The following is a 22,021-nucleotide window of genomic DNA, read 5'->3' on the forward strand; positions in this document are numbered from 1 at the left end:
ACCCACCGCTCTATTGAAATGGTCACACGAGAAACACTTACTTCCGCTACTTCGAGAGGAAAAAGTCCATCAAATCGCTTTTCTGGTTTTCCCCTATCTCTTTATCCTCGGAAAGATCACTTTCCGAAAGAAAAAACTCGTACTCATTTGCGACAGCGGCCTGATTCGAGTCACCGGACAGCTTCTTCCGCTGTTCTTCACCGGGCGATTTTTCTTTTGTGCACTCCTGACTCATGGAACAACAACCAACCGCCTGTCCTACTCCGCGTTAACCGGACACAGTTTCAGAAGCGAGAACCCCTTGGTCGTTCACCGTTCTCTACAACATTTCACGCTTGACCATAACTATTGCAAGAGCAATACCAAATTCAATTCCATCTTTCTCTCCAGATCGCCATCCAGAAAGCCCGAGAAATTTACATATATTATCAATGATTTACATTTATCTGCGGAATGGATGGATTGGATGAATACCGGGGAGGAGCCCGTACTACGCTATTCGGGCAGGACAAAAAGTGCGATATCTGCCTGTTAAAGGCAAAGCGGCAGGGCGATATTCAATTTATACGTGTATATTGAAGTAGTTACGGTGCGTGCACATATCGCACGAATAGCGTGCTTTTATCGCACGCTCGGGGACTTTCTCTAACCGCGGCTGTGCGAAAAACGCCCTTTCTGCGGCTGTTGTATGGCCGCCACTGTCCGCCGAAAGCATCTGAAATCCGATGTCCAGAAGTTTCCGGCATTCCCGCACCCGGATTTCCGGATTTCTCGCCCCCATCACGACGGCAATGAGGCGGGTGTTGCCCCGGCGGGCCGTTACAATGAGATGATACCCCGCCGCCCGGACGAAACCGCTTTTCAGCCCGTCCACACCGGGATATTTTTGCAGAAGGGCGTTACAGTTGTGCTGGGTGATGTTCTTGTAACGATAAAACCGCATGGAATGAAGGGCCAGGGAGCCCGGGAAACGGTGGAGATAAGCATTGGCCAGGATCAGCATGTCCCGCGCCGTGGTGTATTGCCCTTCCGCCGGCAGACCGTTTGGGTTCCGGAAGGCGCTGCTCTTCATCCCGAGCTCGGCGGCCTTATGGTTCATTCGCTCGACAAAGCGGTCGACATTTCCGGCGACATGCTCCGCCACCGCCACGGAGGCGTCATTGGCGGATATGACCGTCATCCCCTTGATCAGGACTTCCAGAGGGACCCTTTCCCCCGCTTCAACATACATTCTCGACCCGTCCGCCTGCCGGGCGGCGGAACTGATCAACACAGGATCCATCCAGCAGACCTTTCCCTTGCCCATTGCCTCGTAGGTCAGAAAAAGAGACAGCACCTTGGTCAGGGACGCGGGCTGCAGGGGTTTGTCCGCATTCTCCTCATAAAGGATCCGTCCGTTGTTCATATTCATCAGGATGGCGGACTGGATTTCGGGGGCGCTGCTCTTGCGGCTGTTCCTTTTATCCTGAACCTTTCCAGGCGACTTCTTTGCCTTTTTGAGAGCCGTTTTGGCTGCGGGAGCCTTCTTTTTCTCCTCGTTGCGGGCCATCGATTCCGCGGGATAAAAGAAAATCATCATCAGCAAAAGGGAAAGCAAAACGGAAAACTTCTTCATCCTTCAGGTACTCCTGTTTCTCTGTTTATCAGCTTCGTCTCAGCGTACCGGGCCATCCGCCGCGCCTGCGGCCTCTTCCTGCCCCCATGACGCCGGAATCTTCATCGGCGGCTCGAAGGGCCGGCCGCCCGGCCTGTTCCACTCTGATCACATCGCATTTTCCGGCTGGTCGGGACGCTGCACGAGAGACTGATCCCAGTTTCGTCCGACGGTAATGTCCACCTTCAGAGGCACCTTCAGCAGAAAAACCCCTTCCATCTCCTGCCGGACCAGATCCACCAGCAGATCCTTCTCTTCCCGGGGCACCTCAAAAACCAGCTCATCGTGAACCTGCATGGTCATTGCCGACCTCATCCCCCCTTCCCGGAGGCGGGCGGCGATCTTCAGCATGGCCATTTTGATCAGATCAGCAGCCGTGCCCTGGATCGGGGCGTTGATAGCCATCCGTTCGGTCAGCTGCCGCACAGCGGCATTGCTGCTGTCGATCTCCGGAAGATAGCGGCGGCGGCTCAGCAGAGTCGTCACATACCCCCGTTCCCTGGCCGACGCGAGAATTCTGTCGAGATAATTCCTGACACCGGTGTATCTGTTGAAATAACCGTCAATGTAAAGCTGGGCCTGTCTCTGGGAAACGCCCAGCTCTTTCGACAGGCCGAAGGCGCTCATCCCGTAGAGCACGCCGAAGTTGATGACTTTGGCCTGCCGGCGCATTTCCGCGTTGATCATTTCCGGAAAGACGCCGAAGACCTCCGCGGCCGTCCGGCTGTGGATGTCTTCACCGGCGATAAAGGCGTCGATCAGGACGGGGTCTTCGGACAGGTGGGCCAGCACGCGCAACTCAATCTGGGAATAATCGGAGGAGACGATATAGCAGCCCGGCGGTGCAATAAAGGCCTGGCGGATGCGCTTTCCCTCCAGGGTGCGGACCGGGATGTTCTGGAGGTTGGGATTGCTGCTGGAGAGCCGCCCCGTTGCGGCGACCGCCTGGTTATAGGAGGTGTGGATCCTGCCTGTCCTCGGATTGACCAGCAGAGGCAGGGCATCGATGTAGGTGGATTTCAGTTTGGTCATGCTCCGGTAGGAAAGGATCTCAGCGGGCAGTTCATGGTTCAGGGCCAGGTTGCTCAGCACATCGACATCGGTGGAATAGCCTCCCTTGGTCTTTCTGCCCCTGGGGAGGCCGAGTTTGTCGAACAGGATCACCTGCAGCTGCTTGGGGGATGCGATGTTGAATCTTTCCCCGGCCAGGGCGTATATCTTTCCCTCCGACAGGGCCAGGAGAGATTCCAGTTCCTGAGACATTTTGTTCAGCAGCTCCAGATCGAGGAGAACGCCCTTTTCCTCCATGGCGGCCAGCACCGGCACGAGGGGCATCTCCACCGACTCGAAGAGCTGCCGCATCCCCGCTTCCTCCAGTTTTGCCGTCAGCCGGGACGCAAGATCCCGAACGGCCTCCGCCCTGCGGCAGGCAAACTCCGCGAGGCTCTCCACCCGAAGGGAAGCAGGGGACAGCGCCTGGGATCCGCTGCCGGTCAGGTTCCGCAGGGAGTCAATCCGGCGCTGCAGATGGTCCTGTGCGACCTCGGAAAGCTCGAAGCCCCGCCGCGCCGGGTTGAGGATGTAAGCCGCCACCATCGTGTCCAGGAGAGGGCCCGTCACCTCCATTCCTTTCAGGGACAGAACGATCAGGGCCGTTTTGATGTCGTGACCCGCCAGAGTCACGTTCCGATCGGCCAGAAACGGGGAAAGAACAGACCATACCCGCGCCTCCCGGGACTCGCGGGATTCCTCCTCTCCGGGAATCGCCAGCGGGAGATAACCCGCTTCTCCGGAGGCGCGCCCCAGGGCCATTCCGATCAATTCAGCCCGCATCGGTTCCAGATGGGACAGCACCATCTCCAGCGCCAGCATACCGCCCTCTTTCAGGGGCGACAGGAAAGCGCCCAGGGCCTCGGGGGTCTGCAGAACAGGGTATGCCCTTTCCCCGGGGTCCTCATGGACGCTGAATTGCTCAAGCAGGGAGGAGAATTCCATCTCCCGGAACAGGCGGGTCAGGGCCTCCCGGTCCGGTTTCCGGAGACGGGCCTCTTCCAGGTCGAAGTTCAGCGGCACATCGGTGCGGATGCGGGCCAAATCCCGGCTCAGCAGGGCCTGATCGGTGTACGCCCGGATGCTTTCCCGAAGTTTGGCGTTGTGCAAGCGATCCGCATTCCGGATGACCTCTTCAATGCTCCCGTAATCTTCTATGAGCCGCCGGGCGCCTTTCGGCCCGATTCCCGGCACGCCGGGGATGTTGTCCGAGAGGTCTCCCATCAGCCCCAGGATTTCGGGAACCTTCTCCGGCTCCACCCCGAAACGCTCCCTGACCGCGGTTTCGTCATACGTCCGATCGGTCATGGTGTCGATCATCGTTACTTCGGGAGAAATCAATTGCATCATGTCCTTGTCGCCCGAAATGATGACGACCTTCCGTCCCTCTCCGGCAAAGCGGCGGGCCAGGGTTCCGATCAGGTCATCCGCTTCGATTCCCTGCTGCTCCAGGATGGGGATGCAAAAACCGCGGATCATCTCCTTGACGGAAGGGATCTGGGCAATCAGGGCCTCGGGAGTCGGTTTCCGGGTCGCCTTATACTGGTCGTAGGTCTCGTGGCGGAAGGTCGGACCCTGGAGATCGAAGATCACGATAATGTAAGGCGGAGCATGCTCCCTCAGGAGCTTGATGAGCATATTGGTGAATCCGTAAACGGCGTTGGTCGGAAAGCCGCGGGAATTGGAAAGCTCCCGGATCGCATAGAAAGACCGGTAGAGATAGTTGCTGCCGTCGATCAGATAGACGGCGTCACTTCCCTTGTTTTTCCCGTTTTTCCCTGTCGGCATAAGAATCCTGACTGTTCAGCCCTGCTGAGTTTTCGTCTTCCATACCATAGAAACCCCTCCTAATCCACCCCTAGCCGCGCTTTCGCAAGGCAGGGCTTTCGGTCCGGGTTCCTTGCATTTCAGCCCCGCCGCCTTTTTCCATGGCGGTCATCCGGGGCGTTCGGGCTGACGACGGGGCCTGCGGTTATTCTGCATCGTGCGGAGAGAACGTTACATGGAGCTTCTGGCCCTCCTGGAGAGCGCCCTCCATGCCGACTTCATTGCCCCATTCATCACGAACGGCGGCCTTCTCCCAGCTCTCCCCGAACTGAGACGCCAGCAGGGCATGGCGGACCGTCATCCCCTCCATGAGGAAAACGGCATGGCCGTTGACATAGACTTTCACGGTGCGGAAACCTCCACAATGCGGTTTTCCGTCAGCGGACGGATTTCATGAAGTGTCCGGATGGTGTCGGCCACGATATCACGCAACCAGCGGCTGGCGTCATTGTAGACCAGCTTCGAGCCCTGCCGGCCTCCTTCGGCCGGATGGGCGAGATCTTCAGCCGAGACGACCTCCCCGAACACCTTGTAACCGTCGCCGCCCGCCGCCAGAAAATCATGGGTCGCCACCGTGTACTCCCGCCCCGACTCCAGCTCACGCCCGCCTACGGTTATCCTTTGTATCCGCCGCCCCGGCGGCTTTAAAGAATCATAGGCAACCGTCATCCCGGAAATCTGGGGAAAGGCGCCGTCGCGCGCTTCCACAGCCGCCACACCATGCTCCAAAGCCTCTCGAAGCTTATCTCCCCGCAGCCGGAATGCCACGACATAATTGTTGAACGGCAGAGCCGAATGGAGGTCCTTCAACACAATCGGACCTTTCCTGATGCTCCTGCGGAGGGTCCCCCCATTGATCAGGGCGACGTCCGCCCCCGCGGTGCGACGGACAACGTCCGCCACGAAACTGCCGAAATTGGTTTCCCGATATCGCGCCTCCGCGGCATTAAGGGAAATCCGGGTCCGGCCGACCACCTCGCTCAACAGGGCCTCCATCCGCTGCGAATAGCGACCGACGAGCGACGCCACCGGCCCTTCGGCGGGACGGCCACCCGGTTTCACATCGACCAGGCGGGCGCTGTAAGCCGTTACCCTGCCGTCCTCGAGGGTAAGATCCAGGACACCCAGGGCCTTGCCATGCTCCCAGGCCTGAAGAACCGGCGCATTGCCGATTCCGGGGGGATTCGCCACCCGCGTGTGGGAATGGCCGCCGATCACGGCATCCACGCCGCCGGCTACCTGCTGTGCCAGTACCCGATCGGCATCATGCCCGAGATGGGTCAGAACGATCACCACATCGGCAGCCTTGCGAAGCTCCGGCAGGTCGGCCTCCAAAGACGCTCTCGGGGAGAGAAAGGTCAGTCCCACGGCATTGGCCGGATGGGTGCACAGGGGGGTGCGCTCGGTAACCAGCCCGATCACGGCAACTTTCACACCACCGATTTCCTTGATCACAAAAGGCTTCAACCCCGGAATTCCCCGGACATTCGCCGCCAGGACGGGAAACGTCGCCTCACGGATCCTCTCCTTCAAAGCCGCCTGGCCGAAATCCAGTTCATGGTTGCCCATAACCATGCCGTCGAAGGCCATGGCGTTCATCAGTTCGATGACCGATCGCCCTTGAAAAAGATTGGCCCAGTTGTCCCCCTGGATCATGTCGCCCGCCGCGAGCAGCAGGGTAGGAACGGCTGGATCGGAGCGGAGGGAGCGGATCTCCGCATCGAGGAATGCCGCGCCGCCCCAGAGTTCATCGGAACCGTAGGGCCTGTATGGCTCCGCAAAACCGTGAAAATCATTGACATGCAGGATCCGGATCTGCCTTTTTTCCCCGGCATCGAGCCGGCAGGGAACACCCAGAACGGAGAGGCTAAACAACACAGAGGCAAGCAGAATCAGCAGGAGAAGCTTTTTCATGTTCCGTTGAAACGATCTTTTTCTTTATGATGGCGTAGAGGGCCTTCCTTCCCAGTCTTGCGCGGGAGGCGTCTCCTCTTCCGGCGGGGGCTCATCGAACAGAAATTTGGCGTCGATTTTGAAGGTTCGAGCGGCCCGGAACGTCATGATGTTTTCGATCCCCGTTTCCTCGGAAAGGCGCTCGATCGTCCCCTCCAGCTCCTCTTCCGATGGGGCGATCAGGGTAAACCAGATATTGCAGGCATGGCTTCTCCCGTAGTTGTGCGTCACGCCCGGAAGGACATTGACCCGGCCCACAAAGAGGGGCACCCGCTCTTCGGGAACCCGGGCGGCACACAGGCGACTGGCAAAACCGAGCCTTGCGCTGTCCAGCACGGCCCCGATCCTCCGGATCACACCCTCGTCCTTGAGGCTTGAAATGCGGCGCAGCACCTCATCTTCTGAAATCCCCAGCTTTTCCGCCACGGCCCGGAAGGGTTCCGCCTCCAGGGGGAAATCCGTCTGGAGCAGATTCAGAAGATGTTTATCGAGGGCATCCATGCCGCTTTCTCCGTCCTAAATGAGGGGCTACGAATCCGCCCCGCGCGGTGCCCCTTTTCCCTTCGGTTCATAAACGCAGAAGGGCTCTTCCGCCAGGTAGTCGCCCGTCAGCTCATGCGCCCGGGCGCGGCAGCCGCCGCAGACCCGGAAAAACTCGCAGCGGCCGCACTTTCCGCTGTATGATTCCGGATTTCGCAATTTCTGAAACACGGCGGAATTCTTCCAGATCCCCTCGAACCCCGTCTCCGTGACCTCTCCGCAGTTCAGTTCCAGATAGCCGCAGGGCTGCACCGATCCGGTGTGGGATATGAAGCAGAAGGAAATCCCCCCGAGACACCCCCGGGTCACGGCATGGAGGCCCCCGTGGCCTTCAGGCGGCGGCTGGCTTCCGGCGCCGCCCCTCTGGCGGAGAATGCGGTAATAATGGGGTGCACAGGTGGCCTTCAAGAGAATGGGGCTGGTCAGGCTCGCCGAATGAAAGGCCTGGAGGGTGTCCTCGTAATCCTGTGAAGAAATGGCCTGGCCGGCGAGGTCCCTCCCCCGGCCGGTGGGGACCAGCAGAAAGATGTGATGGGCCGCGGCCCCAAGGCGGACGGCCAGCTCCATCATGGCGGATAGGGAATGGCGGTTGGAGCTGGTGATCGTCGTGTTGATCTGAAACTCCATTCCCGCCTTTTTCAGGGCTTCAATGCCCTCCAGCGCGCCGGCGAAGGCTCCGGGCATCTGCCGGAAGGCGTCGTGGCTGGCGGCATCCGGCCCGTCCAGGCTGATGCTGACCCGCTGAATCCCCGCCTCACGCATCCGCCGGGCGATCTCCTCCGTCACCAGGGTGCCGTTGGTCGCCAGGACCATCCGCAATCCCAGCCCATCCCCGTAAGCGGACAGTTCGTAGATATCATCCCGCAGGAGGGGCTCACCCCCCGTCAGAATGATGATCGGCCGGCTGAAGGCTGCAATCTCTTCCAGAAGCTTCTTCCCCTGTTCCGTGGAAAGCTCACCGGGATAGGGGCCCCTCTGTGATGAGGCCCGGCAGTGGATGCAGGAGAGATTGCAGCTCCGGGTCACCTCCCAGGCCACCATCCGCAGGGTTGAGGGAAGAAGGGGGGCGCTCATCGCTGCAGAACCCTGGCCGCTTCCATGGCGAAATAGGTGAGGATCATGTCCGCACCGGCCCGGCGAATGGCCGTCAGGGATTCCATCATCGCCTTCTCCTCGTCAAGCCAGCCCAGCTGAGCCGCCGCCTTGATCATGGCGAATTCCCCGCTCACGTTATAGGCTGCCACGGGCAGGTCGAATTCCTCCCTGGCCCGCCGGATGACATCGAGATAGGGCAGGGCCGGCTTGACCATGAGGATGTCGGCACCCTCCTGCACGTCAAGGTTCATCTCCCGGATGGCCTCGTCCCCGTTGGCCGGGTCCATCTGGTAGGCCTTCCGGTCCCCGAAGCGGGGGGCGCTTTCCGCCGCTTCCCGGAAGGGTCCGTAAAAGCAGGAGGCGTATTTCGCCGAATAGGCCAGAATGGGAACGGTTTCATACCCCGCTTCATCGAGCCCTTCGCGGATCATCCCGACCTGACCGTCCATCATGGCCGACGGCGCCACCATGTCCGCCCCGGCCTTCGCGTGGGAGACGGCCGTCTCCGCCAGAACCTCAAGGGTCATGTCGTTGTGGACCTCACCCTTTTCGATCATCCCGCAGTGGCCGTGGTCCGTGTATTCGCACAGGCAGACATCGGTCACCACGAGGATATCCGGGACCTTGTCCTTGATCCGCCGGACCGCCTGCTGCACAATTCCATCTCTGGCGAAGGCCCCGGAGGCGGCCTCGTCCTTTTTGTCCGGAATCCCGAAGAGCAGCACCGCGGGAATCCCCAGTGCCCGGCATTCCTGCACCTCCTTCACCAGCAGGTCTACGGAAAGCTGAAAATGGCCCGGCATGGAACCGATGGGCTTTTTCACGCCCTTGCCCACGGTGGCGAAGAGGGGGAAAATGAGGTTGTCCACGGACAGGCGGGTTTCCCGGATGAGCTTCCGGAAGAGTTCGTTCTTCCGGAGGCGCCGCGGTCGATATTCAGGAAAATTCATGGGTTCGTCACCTCGCTTTTTGAGTTGTTCCGGATCTATCCTGAAATTCAGGCCTTGTCCGGCGGCGCGATCTCCTCGTCTGTCAGATAACAGGCCGGATCGGGGGCCCAGAGATCTCCCGTCACCGCCTCCGCCCTCGCCCGGAAGTTTCCGCCACAGACTTCAAGCCAGCGGCAGGTGGCGCAGCGGCCCTTCAGATGGGGCTTCTTGTCCTTGAGCTTCATCAGCAGCCCGTTCTCCTCATCGGTCCAGATCCTGCTGAAGGGTCTGCGGCGCACGTTGCCCAGGGAAATGCCCCGCCAGAACTGGTCCGGATGGACCTCGCCGTCCCAGCTGATGCAGCCGATGCCGTTGCCGGAGCTGTTCCCTTCATTCATCTGCAGAAGTTCCATCACCTCCGCCGCCCGCCGGGGGTCCTCTTTCAGCAGCCGCAGGTAAAGGTAAGGGCCGTCGGCATGATTGTCGACGGTCAGCACTTCCTTGGGCAGCCCCCGCTCGAAGAGGTCTCGGGTCCGGTCCAGGATGAGATCCACGGTTTGCCGGGTTTCCTCTGCGGAGAGATCCTCGGCGACCAGGGCGGAACCGCGCCCGGAATACACGAGATGATAGAAGCAGACCCTGGGAATGTCCTCCGCCTCCAGCAGGTCGAAGATGTCGGAAATGTCGGCGGCGTTCCGGCGGTTGATCGTAAAGCGCACCCCGACCTTGATCCCCTCGTCCCGGCATATTGAGATCCCCTTCATGGCCGCCGCGTAAGCGCCGGAGACGCCCCGGAAGAGGTCATGGGTCTCGCGCCGGCCATCGAGGCTGACGCCGACATAGGACAGGCCGATCTCCTTCAGCACCGCCGCCTTTTCCCGGGTAAGCAGGGTCCCGTTGGTGGACAGCACCGCCCGCATGCCCCGTTCGACAGCGTACCGGGCAAGCTCCGGAAGATCCTCCCTCATCAGGGGTTCGCCGCCGGAAAAGAGCAGGACGGGGCTGCCGAAGGCGGCCAGGTCCTCGATCATCGCCTTGGCTTCCGCCGTCGTCAGCTCATCGCTGTACTGGATGTTCTGGGAGCTGGAGTAGCAGTGGACGCACTTCAGGTTGCACCGCCGGGTCATGTTCCAGACGACGACCGGGCGCTTGTCCTTGGAAAACTGGAGCAGATGGGAGGGCAGCCGGCCTGATTCCCGGTTGTACCGAAGCACATCCGCCGGTTCGACCGCCCCGCAGTAAAGCTTGGAAATACCAATCATATCTCAACCTTATATCGCCTTCTGCTTTTTGGGGGAGCGGGAGCGCCCCCGGCAGAAGCGTTCATGTTTTCGAAGTTGTCCTTCGCTCGTTTTTACGGCCCTCAGACAAGGGGAATAATTTTCGGAGCCGCGGCAAAGGTGAACAGCTTGGCTTCCGCCGCCGTAAAGTAGAAGGTCACAAAAAGTTCGTCATCCGCCCCCTTGGGATACATTCTCAGCAGATCCGGCATCTCTTCGAAAACCTGGGCCTTGCCCTCACGGCTGTCGTCAAAGGCGATCCGGCCCCGGATCCTCAGCCAGCTGTCCTTTCCCATACCGGAAATCTCGATATCCGGATTCTGCACCAGCTGCCTGTACACGTCCTTGCTTTTGTTCGTACAGAAGTAGAGGGCGCCGTTTCTTTTCATGACAAAACCGAAGGGGCGGACACGGGCTTGATTTCCCTCGACCGTGGCGAGGTGGAAAACCGGATTGGCCTTGATGAACTCCAGAGCAGTCTCCATAGCTGACCTCCTTGAACGTTGTTATGCTGGCTTGATTCCTCAAGCCAGATGCCACTGCATTCTTAACCCGCATTCACAAGTACGTCAAGGAACTTTGACCGATCGGGTCGCGTCCGCGGGATTGACGATCCGGCCCAGAAACAGGATCGTCCCGGTCCGGTTGTCCCGGATGAGAAAGAGAAAGGGATGGTCGGCGCGAAACACCGGGGACTCCCGGATCGCCTTCGTCACCATGGCGACGGCTGTCGCGGCGGCGGCCTCCGTCCCCTCTTCGTTCACCTCGACAAAGGCCCGGTGCTTGATCTGAGAAATCCACAGCTCGCCTTTCCGCCAGCCCATGCCGCGGAAGTCCGCCCTGCCGGAGGCGTCGAAGGCGTCCTTCATGCCCAGGGCTTTGCACGGGGGCACGAGGTCGTACCCCGTCTCCAGCTTGAACTTCGGAAGATAAAGCTCCGTTTCTCCGGCGGGGGAGGCATCGAGCTCTTCCAGCCACTGCTCCAGGTTTTCACCGGTCAACCGCCTTTCAAGGCGGCCCAGCCCGTCCGCCTCGGCGGGCAGCAGAACGACCATCGACAGGGTGTTCCCTTCGTAAGGGATGGAGGCGGCCTGGAAATCCGGCTTCCTCAGGATCGAAACATCGCCTTTCCGGAACATGAAGGGAACCGTCACCTCATGGCCGGGCGACACCCTGAAGGGGGCGTCGCGGGTGTCGCTTTCCCGAAAGCGGCTCTCCCACCGGCCCTTGAAATAGACGGCATTCAGGAGGACGCAGACCGAGTTGGGATCGAGTCCTTCGAGGATCTTCTCGATCTTCCCTTCCGTTTTCTCCCTGACCCAGCCGTTGATTTCGTCCACCCCGCCGGAGAACAGCTCCGCGTCGAAGTTTTCTTTCAGCAGGGTCTTGAAATCGCGGCTCACATCGCCCCCGGAAAGGCACAACCCGTTGGCGATGCGGAGCTTCTGGCCCGCCCGGCAGGCATTGGCCGCCAGTTCACAATTGAGGCGCCTGAAGGCCGAAGGCAGCTGCTCCGGCTCCATCTGAAAGAAAAGGACTTCCGCCATCTCCCTTGCCGTGTTCTGCCGCGCCCCGGCGTAGGTCATGCCCATCGCCGAGGAGATGCTGAAGGGGGAAAAGAAGAGATTGCCTTCCGTGCTCCTCAATTCCGCGTAGAGTTTTCCGGCAAAGGCCGTATTGCCTTTGACCAGGGGTTCCATAGGCACCCCCTCAGCGTCAGCCAAAATCACCGGAGCCGCCAGAAAAATCGCCAGCGCTGCGCCAAAGGGGAGCAACGAACAAAAAGCCTTTCGAATTTTTCCCATAGGGTTCCCTTTCTTCATGGGCAGGATGTCTCCAGTTCGCCCGTTCCTGCCCAGGTGATCCTTCGTTTTTGTGGTTAGACAGGTCCGGACACCCCTTTGTTCCCGACCCCCTCCTTTTTCAAAACCCCGGACGGCAGCGGCGAAGGGCTCAAGCGCCGCTTCTGCCCTGACTGACCCGGACCGCACAGGAATGCAGAACGCCCTTCAGGTCGACCAAGGGATCCGTTCCCGCGATTGTTTTCCTTTGACTGTTGAAGCAGCAAGGATCTATCCCCACATGCGCAAAGAGAGGGCCTGTACCGAAAAGGACGTCGAATCTCACCAACTTCTGGCAGGCGATCCCTTGATCAATGACCTCAAGGGGGCGTGAGCCGCCAGGGAGAAGTTGCCTTTGTCAGGTCTGAAAAATCATGCTTCGTATTTCAATGTTCCCCCGGTCCCCGGATGCTGAAGAGCCACCAGCGGGGCTCCTTCTTTCCGCGGCGGGGCTGTCTTTCGAAGTAGATTTTCAGGACGTCCCCGGATGTCGTGGCAACCTCGAACCAGTGTTTGCGGACATACCGCTCGGGGCTGCCGTGGCGGCACGTTCCCGTTTCGCGCCAGGTGCGGAGAACCGCGGCGATTTCAACGCTCCGGCCCCGCCACAGGAACTCCCGCGGCAGACCGGGCTCCCCGGCGGCCATCCGCGAGGTGTCGCAGGTGGAAACGACAGGGATCAAGGCTTCACTGATAAACCGCTCGCTCATGATCCAGAATCTCCTGCAGCTCCGGATGGGGAGCTGCTTCTGAATAAGCGGCCAGGGTGCCGCCCGCCGGTTCGGCGAAGGCGCGCCTCGGACCAAACGGCAGGCCGGGTCCTGCCTGAAGGGGCGCAAACGGAGGGGCCGGGAGCGGAAGGCCGGGGTTTCTCCGGCGCAGCCGTTACCGGTCTCTGCCCTTCCCCGAATCGGAGATTTCCACCAGCTCCAGGGGATAGGGCTGAAGAAAGGTCTGCCCCAGGAGATAGTTATTCTTATACCGGATGGACCAGGCCCGTAAGATGTGAAGCAGGACGCTCAGGGGAATCCGTTCGTCCCGGTACTCTTCGATGCTCTCCAGGAAGAAGGCCTTTTCCTCCTTCGAGAGCACTTCCGAGAACCCGCCGAAGGCGTGCAGCAGGACATTGATCATCGCCGTAAAACGCGGCGGGTGGGCCAGCGCCCGTTCCAGGTGCTCTTCGTAGCGGGTTACGACCGTCTTCCAATCGGCTTTCTCGTGGTTGGCGACGATTTTGCCGGCAAGGCGCATCTGTGCCTGGTTGTACCCCATGAGCAGGAGTTTCTGGGCCGAATGGAAATTCACCAGCCCCTGGATGGTCCCATTGGCCTTCACCTCGCGAAAACGGGCGAAGAGAAAAATCCGGGATAGAAAATGCTCCCGGATCGAAAAATTGCGGATCCGCCCTTCATCCTCAACAGGCAGCCCGGCAAAGCGCTCCTGGACGGCGTCGCCAAAAAACCCGCGCCCCTTGAAAGTGCGCGCCCCCTCTTCAAAGCCGTCGTGGATTTTGGCGTCTCCCACCCCGCAGGAAGGCGAACGGCTTTTCAGAAAAAATCCGTCCACTTGCGCCAGGGAATCGAGGAAGGTCTCGACGAAGCTCTGCATCGGCCCGGAAAAATCCTTTCCCGTGGCCGGCTGATACAGGGCCTTTTTCCCACTGTCGAAGACGATCCGGATGGGCTTGCGCGGCACGCCCAACCCGATCTCCACTTCGGGGCAGACAGGCAGGAACGTCACATGGGCCTTGAGCTTTTCCACAAAGGGCGTATCGATTTTCGAGCCGTCATAGCGGCAGGAATCAAAGCCCAGGCATTTGCTGACCACAACGACGGGTTTCGGAAAGCTTCCCGGCATGGCTGTATCCCTCCTAATGGACCCTGCGGTCCTTTATCGAGCAACAAGATATGAACAGAAACTGGAGAATGCTCCAGCATTCAACCTCTGGCAAAAAAGTCTTTGAGCGACTCCACGAGGCCCGGAACGGTGTACGCCTCCTGTAGGATATCCACGGGCAGGCCGGCTTTCCTGGCGGCGGCGGCCGTCACGGGTCCGATGCAGGCCACCCGGATGCCCGCGGGGATGGGAAGAAAATCCGGCCCCATGATCTCCAGGAAATTGGTCACCGTGGAGGGGCTCGTAAAGGTGAGGACATCCACACGCCCCAGGGCGATCTGCTCCGCCAGTTCCGCCGCCTTCCGGCCGGAGTTCACCGTTCGGTAGGCCGTCACAACATCCACGGAGGCTCCCCTGCGGGCCAGCTCATTCGGAATGACATCGCGGGCCTTCTCCGCCCGGGGGAGGAGAATCCGCTGTCCGGAAAGGTCGTAGCGCTCGAAGGCCGCTACGACGCCCTCGGAGAGATAGGTCTCCGGGACCAGGTCGACGCGGAGGCCCTGGCCTTCAAGAACCGCCGCCGTGGCGGGACCGATGGTGCAGAGCCGTATTCCCTTCAGATCCCGCAGATCCTTGCCGGCGGCCCGCAGCCGCTCCAGGAAATGATGGACGCCGTTGGCGCTGGTGAATATCAGCCAGGAATACGTCTCCAGGCGCTGGATCGCCGCATCCAGTTCATCCCAGCTTTCCGGGGGGGCGATCCGGATGGTGGGGAACGAAACGACCCGCGCCCCGGCATCCCGCAGCAGGGCGGCCATGGAAGCCGCCTGGGGTTCAGGTCGGGTGATCACGACGCCCTTTCCGAAGAGGGGCTGCGTCTCGAACCAGTTCAGATCTTTCCGCAGGCCGACGACTCCGCCGACCACCAGGATGGCCGGCGGCTTGAATCCAGCGGCTTCGGCCCGTTCGGCGATATCGGCCAGCGTGCCGGTCAGGGTCTCCTGATCCACCGTCGTTCCCCAGCGGATCATGGCCGCCGGGGTGTCCGGTTTTTTACCCCGGGCAACCAGGCTGGCCGCGATCTGGGGCAGATTGCGGACCCCCATGAGAAAAACCAGCGTACCCATGCCGGCCAGGGACTTCCAGTCGATCTCGCTCTGCTCTTTCAGGGGATCTTCATGGCCGGTCACGAAGGCCACGGATGCCGTGAAGCGGCGATGCGTCAGGGGGATTCCCGCATAGGCAGGAACGGAGATTGCCGACGTGACGCCGGGAACGACTTCAAAGGGGATGCCCGCCCGGGCCAGCTCTTCCGCCTCCTCCCCGCCGCGCCCGAAGACAAAGGGATCGCCGCCCTTCAGACGGGCCACCACACGCCCCGAACCGGCTTCCTCCAAGAGCCTTTGGTTGATTTCCGCCTGCGACAGGGTATGCCGGCCCCCTTCCTTTCCCGCATAGATGAGGCGAGCATCCCTGCGCGCCATGTCGAGAAGTTCGGGGCTGATCAGATGGTCGTAGATCACCACCTCCGCTTCCTGGAGGCATTTCGCTCCCTTCAACGTCATCAGGCCCGGATCTCCCGGTCCCGCACCAATAATATAGACTTTTCCCTTCCTGCTCATAACATGATCATCTCTGCTTTCTTTCGTTACCGGGGCCTGATCAAATGAGGCCCGTTTCAGGGCTGCCCGCTGTTCAACGCAGACAGAAGAATGCGCCCGCCCCCGTCCAGAAGGGCATCGGCCAGTTCTGTTCCCAGGTCGGCGGCGTCTGCCGCCTTTCCCTGAAGTTCATGGCGGATCATCTTTCCCTTCTCCAGGCTTCCCACGAGCCCCCGGATGGTCAGGGAGCCCTCCCGCTCCTCGGCAAAGGCAGCCACGGGCAGGGAACAGCCGCCGCCCAGGCGCCTCAGAAAGGCCCGTTCCGCCGTCACCTCCCGCCGCGTCCGTTCGTCTTCCAGGAAGGCGAGGCCGGCGTCCAGATCCTCTTCGCCGCAGCGGGTTTCCAGGCAGAGAACCCCCTGCCCCACCGCCGGCAGCATTTTTTCCGCCGGGATAAACTGCGTCACCTGCCCGGCCCATCCCATCCGGCGGATGCCCGCCGCAGCCACGACGATTCCGTCGAGATCCCCCGACGTCACCTTCCGGATCCGCGTGTCCAGGTTGCCGCGGATCGGCAGGATCTCCAGATCGGGCCGCCAGGAGCTCAACTGAACGATCCGGCGAAGGGAGCCTGTCCCGATTCGCGCCCCCGCAGGCAGCTCACCGATCCCAAGCCCCGTCCCGGAGATGAGGACATCCCTCGGGTCCTCGCGCAACGGGACCGCGGCAATCCTGAGCCCCTCAGGCAGTTCGGCAGGCAGATCCTTCATGCTGTGGACGGCCAGGTCGACTGTCCCGGCCAGCAGGGCCTCTTCGATTTCCTTAATAAAGAGTCCTTTGCCTCCGATCCTGGCCAGGGGCACATCCTTCTGGATATCGCCGCTGGTCCTGATCACCACCACCTCAATCCGCATCGCTGGATAGTGACGCTGCAGAAGCGCCGCGATCTGCCGCGTCTGAGTCAGGGCCAGGGCACTCCCCCTTGTTCCGATGTTCAGTTTCTCTCGAATGTGCGTTCCCCTCCCCTTCTATTTTTCCAGCTTGAACAGCCGCCTCAGGGCGGCGGCGTACGCGAGGCCGTTCCGGTTCCGGCTCTCCTCCCGGAGGCACGCCGTGGGTTCATGAAGGATTTTGTTGACGACGGAAGAAACCAGGCTTTCAACATGATTCTGGTCGCTTTCGCTGAGCGCCTGTCGCCACGAGGCGGACTTTTCCAGTTCGGCTTTCATGATCCCTTCGATCTTCTCCCGGAACCGCACGATGGTGGGCACCACTTCCAGGCTGGAAATCCAGTCCAGGTGGTTCTGAATCTCCTCCTCGAGGATGATCTCGGCCTTGGCCGCTTCCCTCTCGCGGAGGTGGCGGTTTTCATCCACCAGCTCCTGAAGATGATCGATATTGTAGAGATAGACGTTGTCAATTTCCCCGGCCGACGGCTCGATGTCCCGGGGAACGGCGATGTCGATAAGAAAGAGAAAGCGGTTTTTCCTCCGGTGCAGGGCGGAGGCAACCATTTCCCGGGTCAGCACATAATCGGGCGCGCCGGTGGAGCTGATCACGATGTCCACTTTTTTCAGAACTTCCGGAATCTGCTCCAGGGAAACAGCCGTTCCCTCGAAGAGGCCGGCGATTTCCTCGGCCCGCGCATACGTCCGGTTGGCGACGAAGATGGTTGAAATACCCTGCTTCAACAGGTGGCGGGCCGCAAGTTCCGACATCTCCCCCGCCCCCACCAGAAGGATCGCCTTCCCCTCCAGCCTCCCGAAGATCTTCTTCGCCAGTTCAACCGCCGCAAACCCGACGGACACGGCATTGTCGGCAATGCCCGTTTCCGTTCTCACCCGCTTGGCCGCCTGGAAGGCATGGTGGAGAATCCGGTTCAGCATCATCCCCGTCGCCTCATGCTCCACAGCGACGCGATAGGCCTCCTTGACCTGACCGAGAATCTGCGCCTCTCCCATGACCAGGGAATCCAGGCTTGATGCCACGCGGAAAAGATGGCGCACAGCCTCCGCATCGGAAAAGGCGTACAGGCAGCGCTCCAGTTCAGAAAGGGTAATCTTCGCCCGCTCGGCGAGCAGGGCCTTCAACCCTTCCCCGGCCTCCCGCTCCGCCTGGTCCGGCGTGCAGACCAGCACCTCCACACGATTGCACGTGGCCAGATAGAGGGCTTCCCGAACCGACGGCATCTGCCGGAGCCGCTCCAGGGGATGACCGGAATTTTCGCAGGACAGAGAAAGGCGCTCCCGGATCGCCAGGGGAGACGTTTTATGACTCATGCCGATAAGAAGAATGCCCATGATTTCAAACAAACCGGTGGATCGTCGGGAAGAGGTTCTTTCCCACAAGAAAGGCCGTCAGGAAAAAGAGGAAGGCCAACAGCGAAAACACGGCGGTTTTGTGCCCCTTCCAGCCGATGGCCAGGCGCTGGTGAAGCAGCACGGCATAAGTCCCCCAGACGGCCAGGGTCCAGACCTGTTTCGGATCCCACTGCCAGGAGCTTCCCCAGACCACTCGAGCCCAGAAGGCCCCCATGAGGACTCCCAATGTGAGCAGGGGGAACCCCCAGAGAAGGCAGAGGTGATTGATCCGATCCAGATCCCCCAGGGAAGGGAGGATTGAACTGACGCGCCGGGCCTTTTTCCGCTTGAGGAAATGATCCTGCAGCAGATACATGGCTCCCGCACATGAGGCCAGGGCGAAGAGGGCCTCTCCAGTTACGGAAAGGAGAACATGCACCGGCACGAGGTTCCCCTTCAGAACGGCGGGCATCACCGCCACGGACCCGATCCCGCGGCTGGCATAGATCATCATCAGCAGCACAACGGGAGACACGAACGCCCCCAGGACCACCGTCCGGGTGCGGAATTGAAAAAAGATGAAGATCCCGGCCATGATCCAGGCGAATAAATTGAGGACTTCATGGTAACCCAGGATCGGGATGTGCCCCCTTTCAACGATTCTGAAAAGAAGAAACAGGGAATGAAAGCCGAACGCGGCGCTCATCAGCCATAGGCTCGCCCTCGCAATCCGGACCCGCTTCCCCAGAATGGAAGTCACGTAGCCCAGTGTACTCAACAGATAGGCGCAAAAGGCCGCTTTGAAAAGAAAGGGTGTCATGGCTCGTTCCGTTCCAGATCCTCCCCGGCAAGACGGCGGATTTTCTCGTCGGCTGCGGCCCGGTCTCCCTTTCGCAGGTGCTCCAGGATGTCTGAAAAGACAATGGCCTCGAAAACCTTTTGATTCTCCTCGGAAGGATGTCCCTTCGCCAATCTCCGCTTCCGGAGCTCCCCAAGCATGTCAAGGAGTTCCCGGTACTCCGGCCCGTATTGGCGCTCCAGTTCCTGGCGCAGGCGTTTGGCCAGGGCAGGGCTCTTTCCAGCCGTGGAGATGGCGACGCTCAAATCCCCCTGTTCCGCAATGGCGGGAAGGATGAAATCGCAGCGCTCCGGATCATCCACTACATTGATCGGTATCCCGCGCTTCCTGCAATCCTGCATCACCTGCTCGTTGACGGCCCTGTCGTCTGTGGCGCAGATCACCATGAACGCGCCATCCAGGCAGGATGGGGAATACCGGCCAACCTGGCATTGGATCCGCCCCTCCTTCTGCAGAGTTTGCAGCCCCCCGGAAAGGCATTCGCCGACCACGCGGACAGCGGCGTCACATTCGAGAAGCCGCCGGACCTTGCGTTCGGCAACGCCCCCACCACCAACGACAAGGCAGATTTTCTCTCTCAAATCAAAAAAAACGGGATAGTATTTCATCTGGAAGACAAACCCTGATACCTGCATTCTATTAAGAACGGAGAGTGAACGCTATCATGATGGCCATGAAATTTCAAGCCGCTTGAAATATCGACGGAAAGGGGTTATAAATCAGCACGCTTGTTTTGCCGGAAGGCTGTTCGGATGCGGAACAGATCGTCCGGGATGTTATCGAGGGAAGGGTTTTTCCAGTCCATTTCAGGAGGCCGAACCATGGCGAGCCGCACCGCAAAGGACGCGGGCAACAAGGGAAAATGGTTGAAAATCGTGCTGTCTTCTCCACCCGAGCTGGTGGACGCGCTATCCAATTTTGTAACGGAATTGGGAGCTGAAGGCGTTTACCAGGAAGAGAATAAGATCCAGTCGTCCGGCGACTTTCCTGGAGCGGCCTCGAAGGAATCGGTAAATGCCTATCTCCCCTTTGACGTTCGCCTGGAAACCCGCGTCTCTTCGCTTAAATCGTACCTTGAGAGCCTCTCCCAGATCTTCCCCGAGCTCGATGCCCCGGAACTGGCCACGGAGATCATCACGGACCCGGACTGGGGGGAGCAGTGGAAAAAGTACTTCAAACCGCTCCGGGTCAGTCGAGGAATCGTCATCAAGCCGACCTGGGAGCGCTACACCCCCCAGGGGCGGGATACCGTCATCGAAATCGATCCCGGAATGGCCTTCGGGACGGGCCAGCATGCCTCCACGCGGATGTGCCTGGAAGCCCTGGAAACTCTTATTCTCACGCACCGCTTTCCGGAACCTCTGAACGTTCTGGATGTGGGTACCGGAACAGGCATCCTGGGCATTGCCTGCGCAAAGCTGGGGGCGGAACGGGTACTTTGCGTGGACATCGACCCGAAAGCAACGGAAATCGCGATGGAAAACATCATCATCAATTCCGTGGGCGACCGGGTTTCCGTCACCCAGGAGGAAATAAGCACCCTGAAGGACACCTACAACCTGATTGTTGCCAACCTGACGGCCAAATTGCTGATCAAACTCAAGAAAACGCTGACATCCCTCCTGCGCCCGGGAGGTTACCTGATCCTCTCCGGAATCATCGATCAGAACCAGAGTGACATTGAAGCCCATTTTTTCCGTGAACCCCTGAAACTCTTATCCAGCCTGTCGGAAAAGGAATGGGTCTGTTATGTGCTGAAAAAAGAGACGAATCAGCCGTGACCCTCCCCAGGCTATATTACCCGGGACCTTTGTCCGTGGGCAGCTGCTGTGTTCTGGTTGAAGATGATCTCCATTATGTGCGCTCGGTAATGCGGATGAGGGCGGACGACAGGCTTACCCTGTTTGACGGCACGGGCCGGGATCACTCCGCCGTCATCGTCACCATCTCCGCTGAGCAGGCCCTTGTGGAAATTCTCGACACGAATGCTGCAGCGGACAGGCCCGCTCGTATCACCCTTATCCAGGCGCTTCCCAAGGCTCAGAAAATGGATTTCATTGTCCAGAAAGCCACGGAGCTGGGTGTCGATGAGATTCGGCCCTTTTCCTCCGAGCGATCCGTTCCGATATTGGGCCCGGAAAAGGCGCTTCATAAAATCAATCGATGGCGCAAGATCGCCCGGGAAGCGGCAAAGCAGTGCCGCCGCTGTGATGTGCCGGCGATAACGGAAATTCAGGATTTTACAGACATGCTGAAGGCTTCTGAACCGGATGCGGCCAAACTGATCTTCTGGGAAGAGGAATCCCGCCTGGGGTTGAAAAAGGCGTTGCAGCGTTTTTCCGGAGCCCGCGATTTTTCCTTTCTCGTGGGACCGGAGGGAGGGCTGACCCCGGAAGAAGTTGAACAGGCAAGGACATCGGGGTTTGTTTCCGTCGGCCTCGGAAAACAAATCCTCAAACTGGAAACAGCGGCCATTGCCATCCTGGCCATTCTCCAATATGAGGCAGGCCTGTTTGACGCCTTCTCCGAAAAGTAAAAATCTGACAACAATCTTTCAAGGAACAGCACCATGACTTCTTACCGGTATGGAGGATTCTGGAAAAGGGCCATGGCCTTTTTCGTGGACAAGATCATCCTTTTTGTTATCTGCCTTCTCTTCTTTCTGGTCGGCCTGTCCGGCCTCAGCGCGGGGTTTAACGGCCTGGAGCCGGAAAAAACCCTGGGGCGTTTTGCCCTGATCTACTACTTGACGACCCAACTCCTGGGGATGCTCTATTTCACCTATTTTCACGGCATATCCGGCCGGACGCCGGGAAAGATGCTCTTCGGCCTCCAGGTCATCCAGTCCTCCGGCGAAAAGATGACCCTCGGCATCGCTTTTCTCCGCTGGGTGGGCTCCATTTTTTCCGGATTGATTCTATTCCTTGGGTTCCTCTGGATAATGTTTGACAGTAGAAAGCAGGGCTGGCATGACAAAATTGCCGGAACCCTGGTCATTCACCGGAATGACGAACCATCCACCCCTGAAGGAGATTAAAAAAGGCCTTGACAAACCAGGGCACATCCTATAATCAGTCACTCAGTTTTCAAACCACTCCGACATCAGGTTGGGTCGGTAGCTCAGTCGGTAGAGCATCGGACTGAAAATCCGAGTGTCGACAGTTCGATTCTGTCCTGACCCACCATTAAATCAAAGGGTTGCGAATTTTTTTCGTAACCCTTTTTTCATGCCTGTTGACTACTGTTGACTACATTT

Annotated in this window: 21 protein-coding genes and 1 tRNA gene; 4 read left to right on the forward strand and 18 right to left on the reverse strand. The window is 59.6% G+C overall.

The features are described 5' to 3' along the window. Window positions 1-46 precede the first annotated feature (46 nt). From AB3175_RS07015 to AB3175_RS07100, 18 genes are all read right to left on the reverse strand, one after another. A complete protein-coding gene (locus AB3175_RS07015; protein ID WP_367360238.1) occupies window positions 47-235 on the reverse strand; it encodes a hypothetical protein in 189 nt (62 codons plus the stop codon). A gap of 327 nt (window positions 236-562) precedes the next feature. Continuing rightward, on the reverse strand, window positions 563-1,615 hold the full coding sequence (locus tag AB3175_RS07020) for a D-alanyl-D-alanine carboxypeptidase family protein (RefSeq protein ID WP_367360239.1): 1,053 nt from the start codon (window positions 1,613-1,615) through the stop codon (window positions 563-565). Between the two features lie 147 nt (window positions 1,616-1,762). Further along, window positions 1,763-4,492, reverse strand: coding sequence for a DNA polymerase I (polA, locus tag AB3175_RS07025; protein ID WP_367360240.1), 2,730 nt, complete (start codon window positions 4,490-4,492; stop codon window positions 1,763-1,765). 184 nt (window positions 4,493-4,676) lie between these two features. Beyond that, window positions 4,677-4,877 (reverse strand): hypothetical protein, encoded by a 201-nt coding sequence (locus AB3175_RS07030; RefSeq protein ID WP_367360241.1) that lies wholly within the window; start codon window positions 4,875-4,877, stop codon window positions 4,677-4,679. Continuing rightward, window positions 4,874-6,445, reverse strand: a complete 1,572-nt coding sequence (locus AB3175_RS07035) for a bifunctional UDP-sugar hydrolase/5'-nucleotidase (protein WP_367360242.1) — start codon at window positions 6,443-6,445, stop codon at window positions 4,874-4,876. Before AB3175_RS07035 ends, AB3175_RS07030 begins: the two co-directional genes overlap by 4 nt. Window positions 6,446-6,469: 24 nt before the next feature. Continuing rightward, window positions 6,470-6,985 carry an AsnC family transcriptional regulator gene (locus AB3175_RS07040; protein ID WP_367360243.1) on the reverse strand — a complete coding sequence of 172 codons (516 nt, stop codon included), beginning with the start codon at window positions 6,983-6,985 and terminating at the stop codon, window positions 6,470-6,472. A gap of 27 nt (window positions 6,986-7,012) precedes the next feature. Continuing rightward, complete coding sequence (ahbD, locus tag AB3175_RS07045; RefSeq protein ID WP_367360244.1) at window positions 7,013-8,098, reverse strand: heme b synthase; 1,086 nt, start codon at window positions 8,096-8,098, stop codon at window positions 7,013-7,015. Then, window positions 8,095-9,069: a porphobilinogen synthase gene (hemB, locus tag AB3175_RS07050; RefSeq protein ID WP_367360245.1), complete on the reverse strand. Its 975-nt coding sequence runs from the start codon at window positions 9,067-9,069 to the stop codon at window positions 8,095-8,097. Before hemB ends, ahbD begins: the two co-directional genes overlap by 4 nt. Window positions 9,070-9,116: 47 nt before the next feature. Continuing rightward, on the reverse strand, window positions 9,117-10,310 hold the full coding sequence (gene ahbC, locus AB3175_RS07055) for a 12,18-didecarboxysiroheme deacetylase (RefSeq protein WP_367360246.1): 1,194 nt from the start codon (window positions 10,308-10,310) through the stop codon (window positions 9,117-9,119). 101 nt (window positions 10,311-10,411) lie between these two features. Continuing rightward, window positions 10,412-10,813 (reverse strand): pyridoxamine 5'-phosphate oxidase family protein, encoded by a 402-nt coding sequence (locus tag AB3175_RS07060; protein ID WP_367360247.1) that lies wholly within the window; start codon window positions 10,811-10,813, stop codon window positions 10,412-10,414. 84 nt (window positions 10,814-10,897) lie between these two features. After that, window positions 10,898-12,133 (reverse strand): serpin family protein, encoded by a 1,236-nt coding sequence (locus tag AB3175_RS07065; RefSeq protein WP_367360248.1) that lies wholly within the window; start codon window positions 12,131-12,133, stop codon window positions 10,898-10,900. 422 nt (window positions 12,134-12,555) lie between these two features. Further along, window positions 12,556-12,879: a DUF6504 family protein gene (locus AB3175_RS07070; protein ID WP_367360249.1), complete on the reverse strand. Its 324-nt coding sequence runs from the start codon at window positions 12,877-12,879 to the stop codon at window positions 12,556-12,558. A gap of 175 nt (window positions 12,880-13,054) precedes the next feature. Next, window positions 13,055-14,026 (reverse strand): YbgA family protein, encoded by a 972-nt coding sequence (locus tag AB3175_RS07075; protein WP_367360250.1) that lies wholly within the window; start codon window positions 14,024-14,026, stop codon window positions 13,055-13,057. An 80-nt stretch (window positions 14,027-14,106) separates the two neighbouring features. Then, the gene (cobA, locus tag AB3175_RS07080) at window positions 14,107-15,627 is read right to left on the reverse strand and encodes a uroporphyrinogen-III C-methyltransferase (RefSeq protein WP_367360251.1); all 1,521 of its coding nucleotides are present in this window, start codon (window positions 15,625-15,627) and stop codon (window positions 14,107-14,109) included. A gap of 56 nt (window positions 15,628-15,683) precedes the next feature. After that, window positions 15,684-16,616, reverse strand: a complete 933-nt coding sequence (gene hemC / locus AB3175_RS07085; RefSeq protein WP_367360316.1) for a hydroxymethylbilane synthase — start codon at window positions 16,614-16,616, stop codon at window positions 15,684-15,686. Window positions 16,617-16,634: 18 nt separating this feature from the next. After that, the gene (gene hemA / locus AB3175_RS07090) at window positions 16,635-17,906 is read right to left on the reverse strand and encodes a glutamyl-tRNA reductase (RefSeq protein WP_367360252.1); all 1,272 of its coding nucleotides are present in this window, start codon (window positions 17,904-17,906) and stop codon (window positions 16,635-16,637) included. Between the two features lie 4 nt (window positions 17,907-17,910). Beyond that, on the reverse strand, window positions 17,911-18,726 hold the full coding sequence (locus tag AB3175_RS07095; protein WP_367360253.1) for an inner membrane protein YpjD: 816 nt from the start codon (window positions 18,724-18,726) through the stop codon (window positions 17,911-17,913). Next, window positions 18,723-19,373 (reverse strand): bifunctional precorrin-2 dehydrogenase/sirohydrochlorin ferrochelatase, encoded by a 651-nt coding sequence (locus tag AB3175_RS07100; protein WP_367360254.1) that lies wholly within the window; start codon window positions 19,371-19,373, stop codon window positions 18,723-18,725. The genes AB3175_RS07095 and AB3175_RS07100 overlap by 4 nt, the downstream gene beginning before the upstream one ends. Window positions 19,374-19,586: 213 nt before the next feature. Here AB3175_RS07100 and prmA point away from each other — a divergent pair, with 213 nt between their 5' ends. The 4 genes from prmA (at window position 19,587) to AB3175_RS07120 (ending at window position 21,950) form a co-directional block, all read left to right on the forward strand. Continuing rightward, window positions 19,587-20,546: a 50S ribosomal protein L11 methyltransferase gene (prmA, locus tag AB3175_RS07105; RefSeq protein WP_367360255.1), complete on the forward strand. Its 960-nt coding sequence runs from the start codon at window positions 19,587-19,589 to the stop codon at window positions 20,544-20,546. Beyond that, entirely contained in the window at window positions 20,504-21,301 is a 798-nt protein-coding gene (locus AB3175_RS07110; RefSeq protein WP_367360256.1) for a 16S rRNA (uracil(1498)-N(3))-methyltransferase, read from the forward strand. Before prmA ends, AB3175_RS07110 begins: the two co-directional genes overlap by 43 nt. 33 nt (window positions 21,302-21,334) lie before the next feature. After that, complete coding sequence (locus AB3175_RS07115; protein ID WP_367360257.1) at window positions 21,335-21,802, forward strand: RDD family protein; 468 nt, start codon at window positions 21,335-21,337, stop codon at window positions 21,800-21,802. Between the two features lie 72 nt (window positions 21,803-21,874). Then, window positions 21,875-21,950, forward strand: a tRNA-Phe gene (locus tag AB3175_RS07120). The last annotated feature ends 71 nt before the right edge of the window (window positions 21,951-22,021 follow it).

The sequence above is a fragment of the Syntrophus sp. (in: bacteria) genome, from assembly GCF_040768185.1.
Lineage (GTDB): Bacteria > Desulfobacterota > Syntrophia > Syntrophales > Syntrophaceae > Syntrophus > Syntrophus buswellii.

Bases quoted from the DNA above. Each gene is read 5' to 3' on its own strand.
- AB3175_RS07015 (WP_367360238.1), bottom strand. From the start codon at position 235: ATGAGTCAGGAGTGCACAAAAGAAAAATCGCCCGGTGAAGAACAGCGG.
- AB3175_RS07020 (WP_367360239.1), bottom strand. From the start codon at position 1,615: ATGAAGAAGTTTTCCGTTTTGCTTTCCCTTTTGCTGATGATGATTTTC.
- polA (WP_367360240.1), bottom strand. From the start codon at position 4,492: ATGCCGACAGGGAAAAACGGGAAAAACAAGGGAAGTGACGCCGTCTAT.
- AB3175_RS07035 (WP_367360242.1), bottom strand. From the start codon at position 6,445: ATGAAAAAGCTTCTCCTGCTGATTCTGCTTGCCTCTGTGTTGTTTAGC.
- AB3175_RS07040 (WP_367360243.1), bottom strand. From the start codon at position 6,985: ATGGATGCCCTCGATAAACATCTTCTGAATCTGCTCCAGACGGATTTC.
- ahbD (WP_367360244.1), bottom strand. From the start codon at position 8,098: ATGAGCGCCCCCCTTCTTCCCTCAACCCTGCGGATGGTGGCCTGGGAG.
- hemB (WP_367360245.1), bottom strand. From the start codon at position 9,069: ATGAATTTTCCTGAATATCGACCGCGGCGCCTCCGGAAGAACGAACTC.
- ahbC (WP_367360246.1), bottom strand. From the start codon at position 10,310: ATGATTGGTATTTCCAAGCTTTACTGCGGGGCGGTCGAACCGGCGGAT.
- AB3175_RS07060 (WP_367360247.1), bottom strand. From the start codon at position 10,813: ATGGAGACTGCTCTGGAGTTCATCAAGGCCAATCCGGTTTTCCACCTC.
- AB3175_RS07065 (WP_367360248.1), bottom strand. From the start codon at position 12,133: ATGGGAAAAATTCGAAAGGCTTTTTGTTCGTTGCTCCCCTTTGGCGCA.
- AB3175_RS07070 (WP_367360249.1), bottom strand. From the start codon at position 12,879: ATGAGCGAGCGGTTTATCAGTGAAGCCTTGATCCCTGTCGTTTCCACC.
- AB3175_RS07075 (WP_367360250.1), bottom strand. From the start codon at position 14,026: ATGCCGGGAAGCTTTCCGAAACCCGTCGTTGTGGTCAGCAAATGCCTG.
- cobA (WP_367360251.1), bottom strand. From the start codon at position 15,627: ATGAGCAGGAAGGGAAAAGTCTATATTATTGGTGCGGGACCGGGAGAT.
- hemA (WP_367360252.1), bottom strand. From the start codon at position 17,906: ATGGGCATTCTTCTTATCGGCATGAGTCATAAAACGTCTCCCCTGGCG.
- AB3175_RS07095 (WP_367360253.1), bottom strand. From the start codon at position 18,726: ATGACACCCTTTCTTTTCAAAGCGGCCTTTTGCGCCTATCTGTTGAGT.
- AB3175_RS07100 (WP_367360254.1), bottom strand. From the start codon at position 19,373: ATGAAATACTATCCCGTTTTTTTTGATTTGAGAGAGAAAATCTGCCTT.
- prmA (WP_367360255.1), top strand. From the start codon at position 19,587: ATGGCGAGCCGCACCGCAAAGGACGCGGGCAACAAGGGAAAATGGTTG.
- AB3175_RS07110 (WP_367360256.1), top strand. From the start codon at position 20,504: ATGGGTCTGTTATGTGCTGAAAAAAGAGACGAATCAGCCGTGACCCTC.
- AB3175_RS07115 (WP_367360257.1), top strand. From the start codon at position 21,335: ATGACTTCTTACCGGTATGGAGGATTCTGGAAAAGGGCCATGGCCTTT.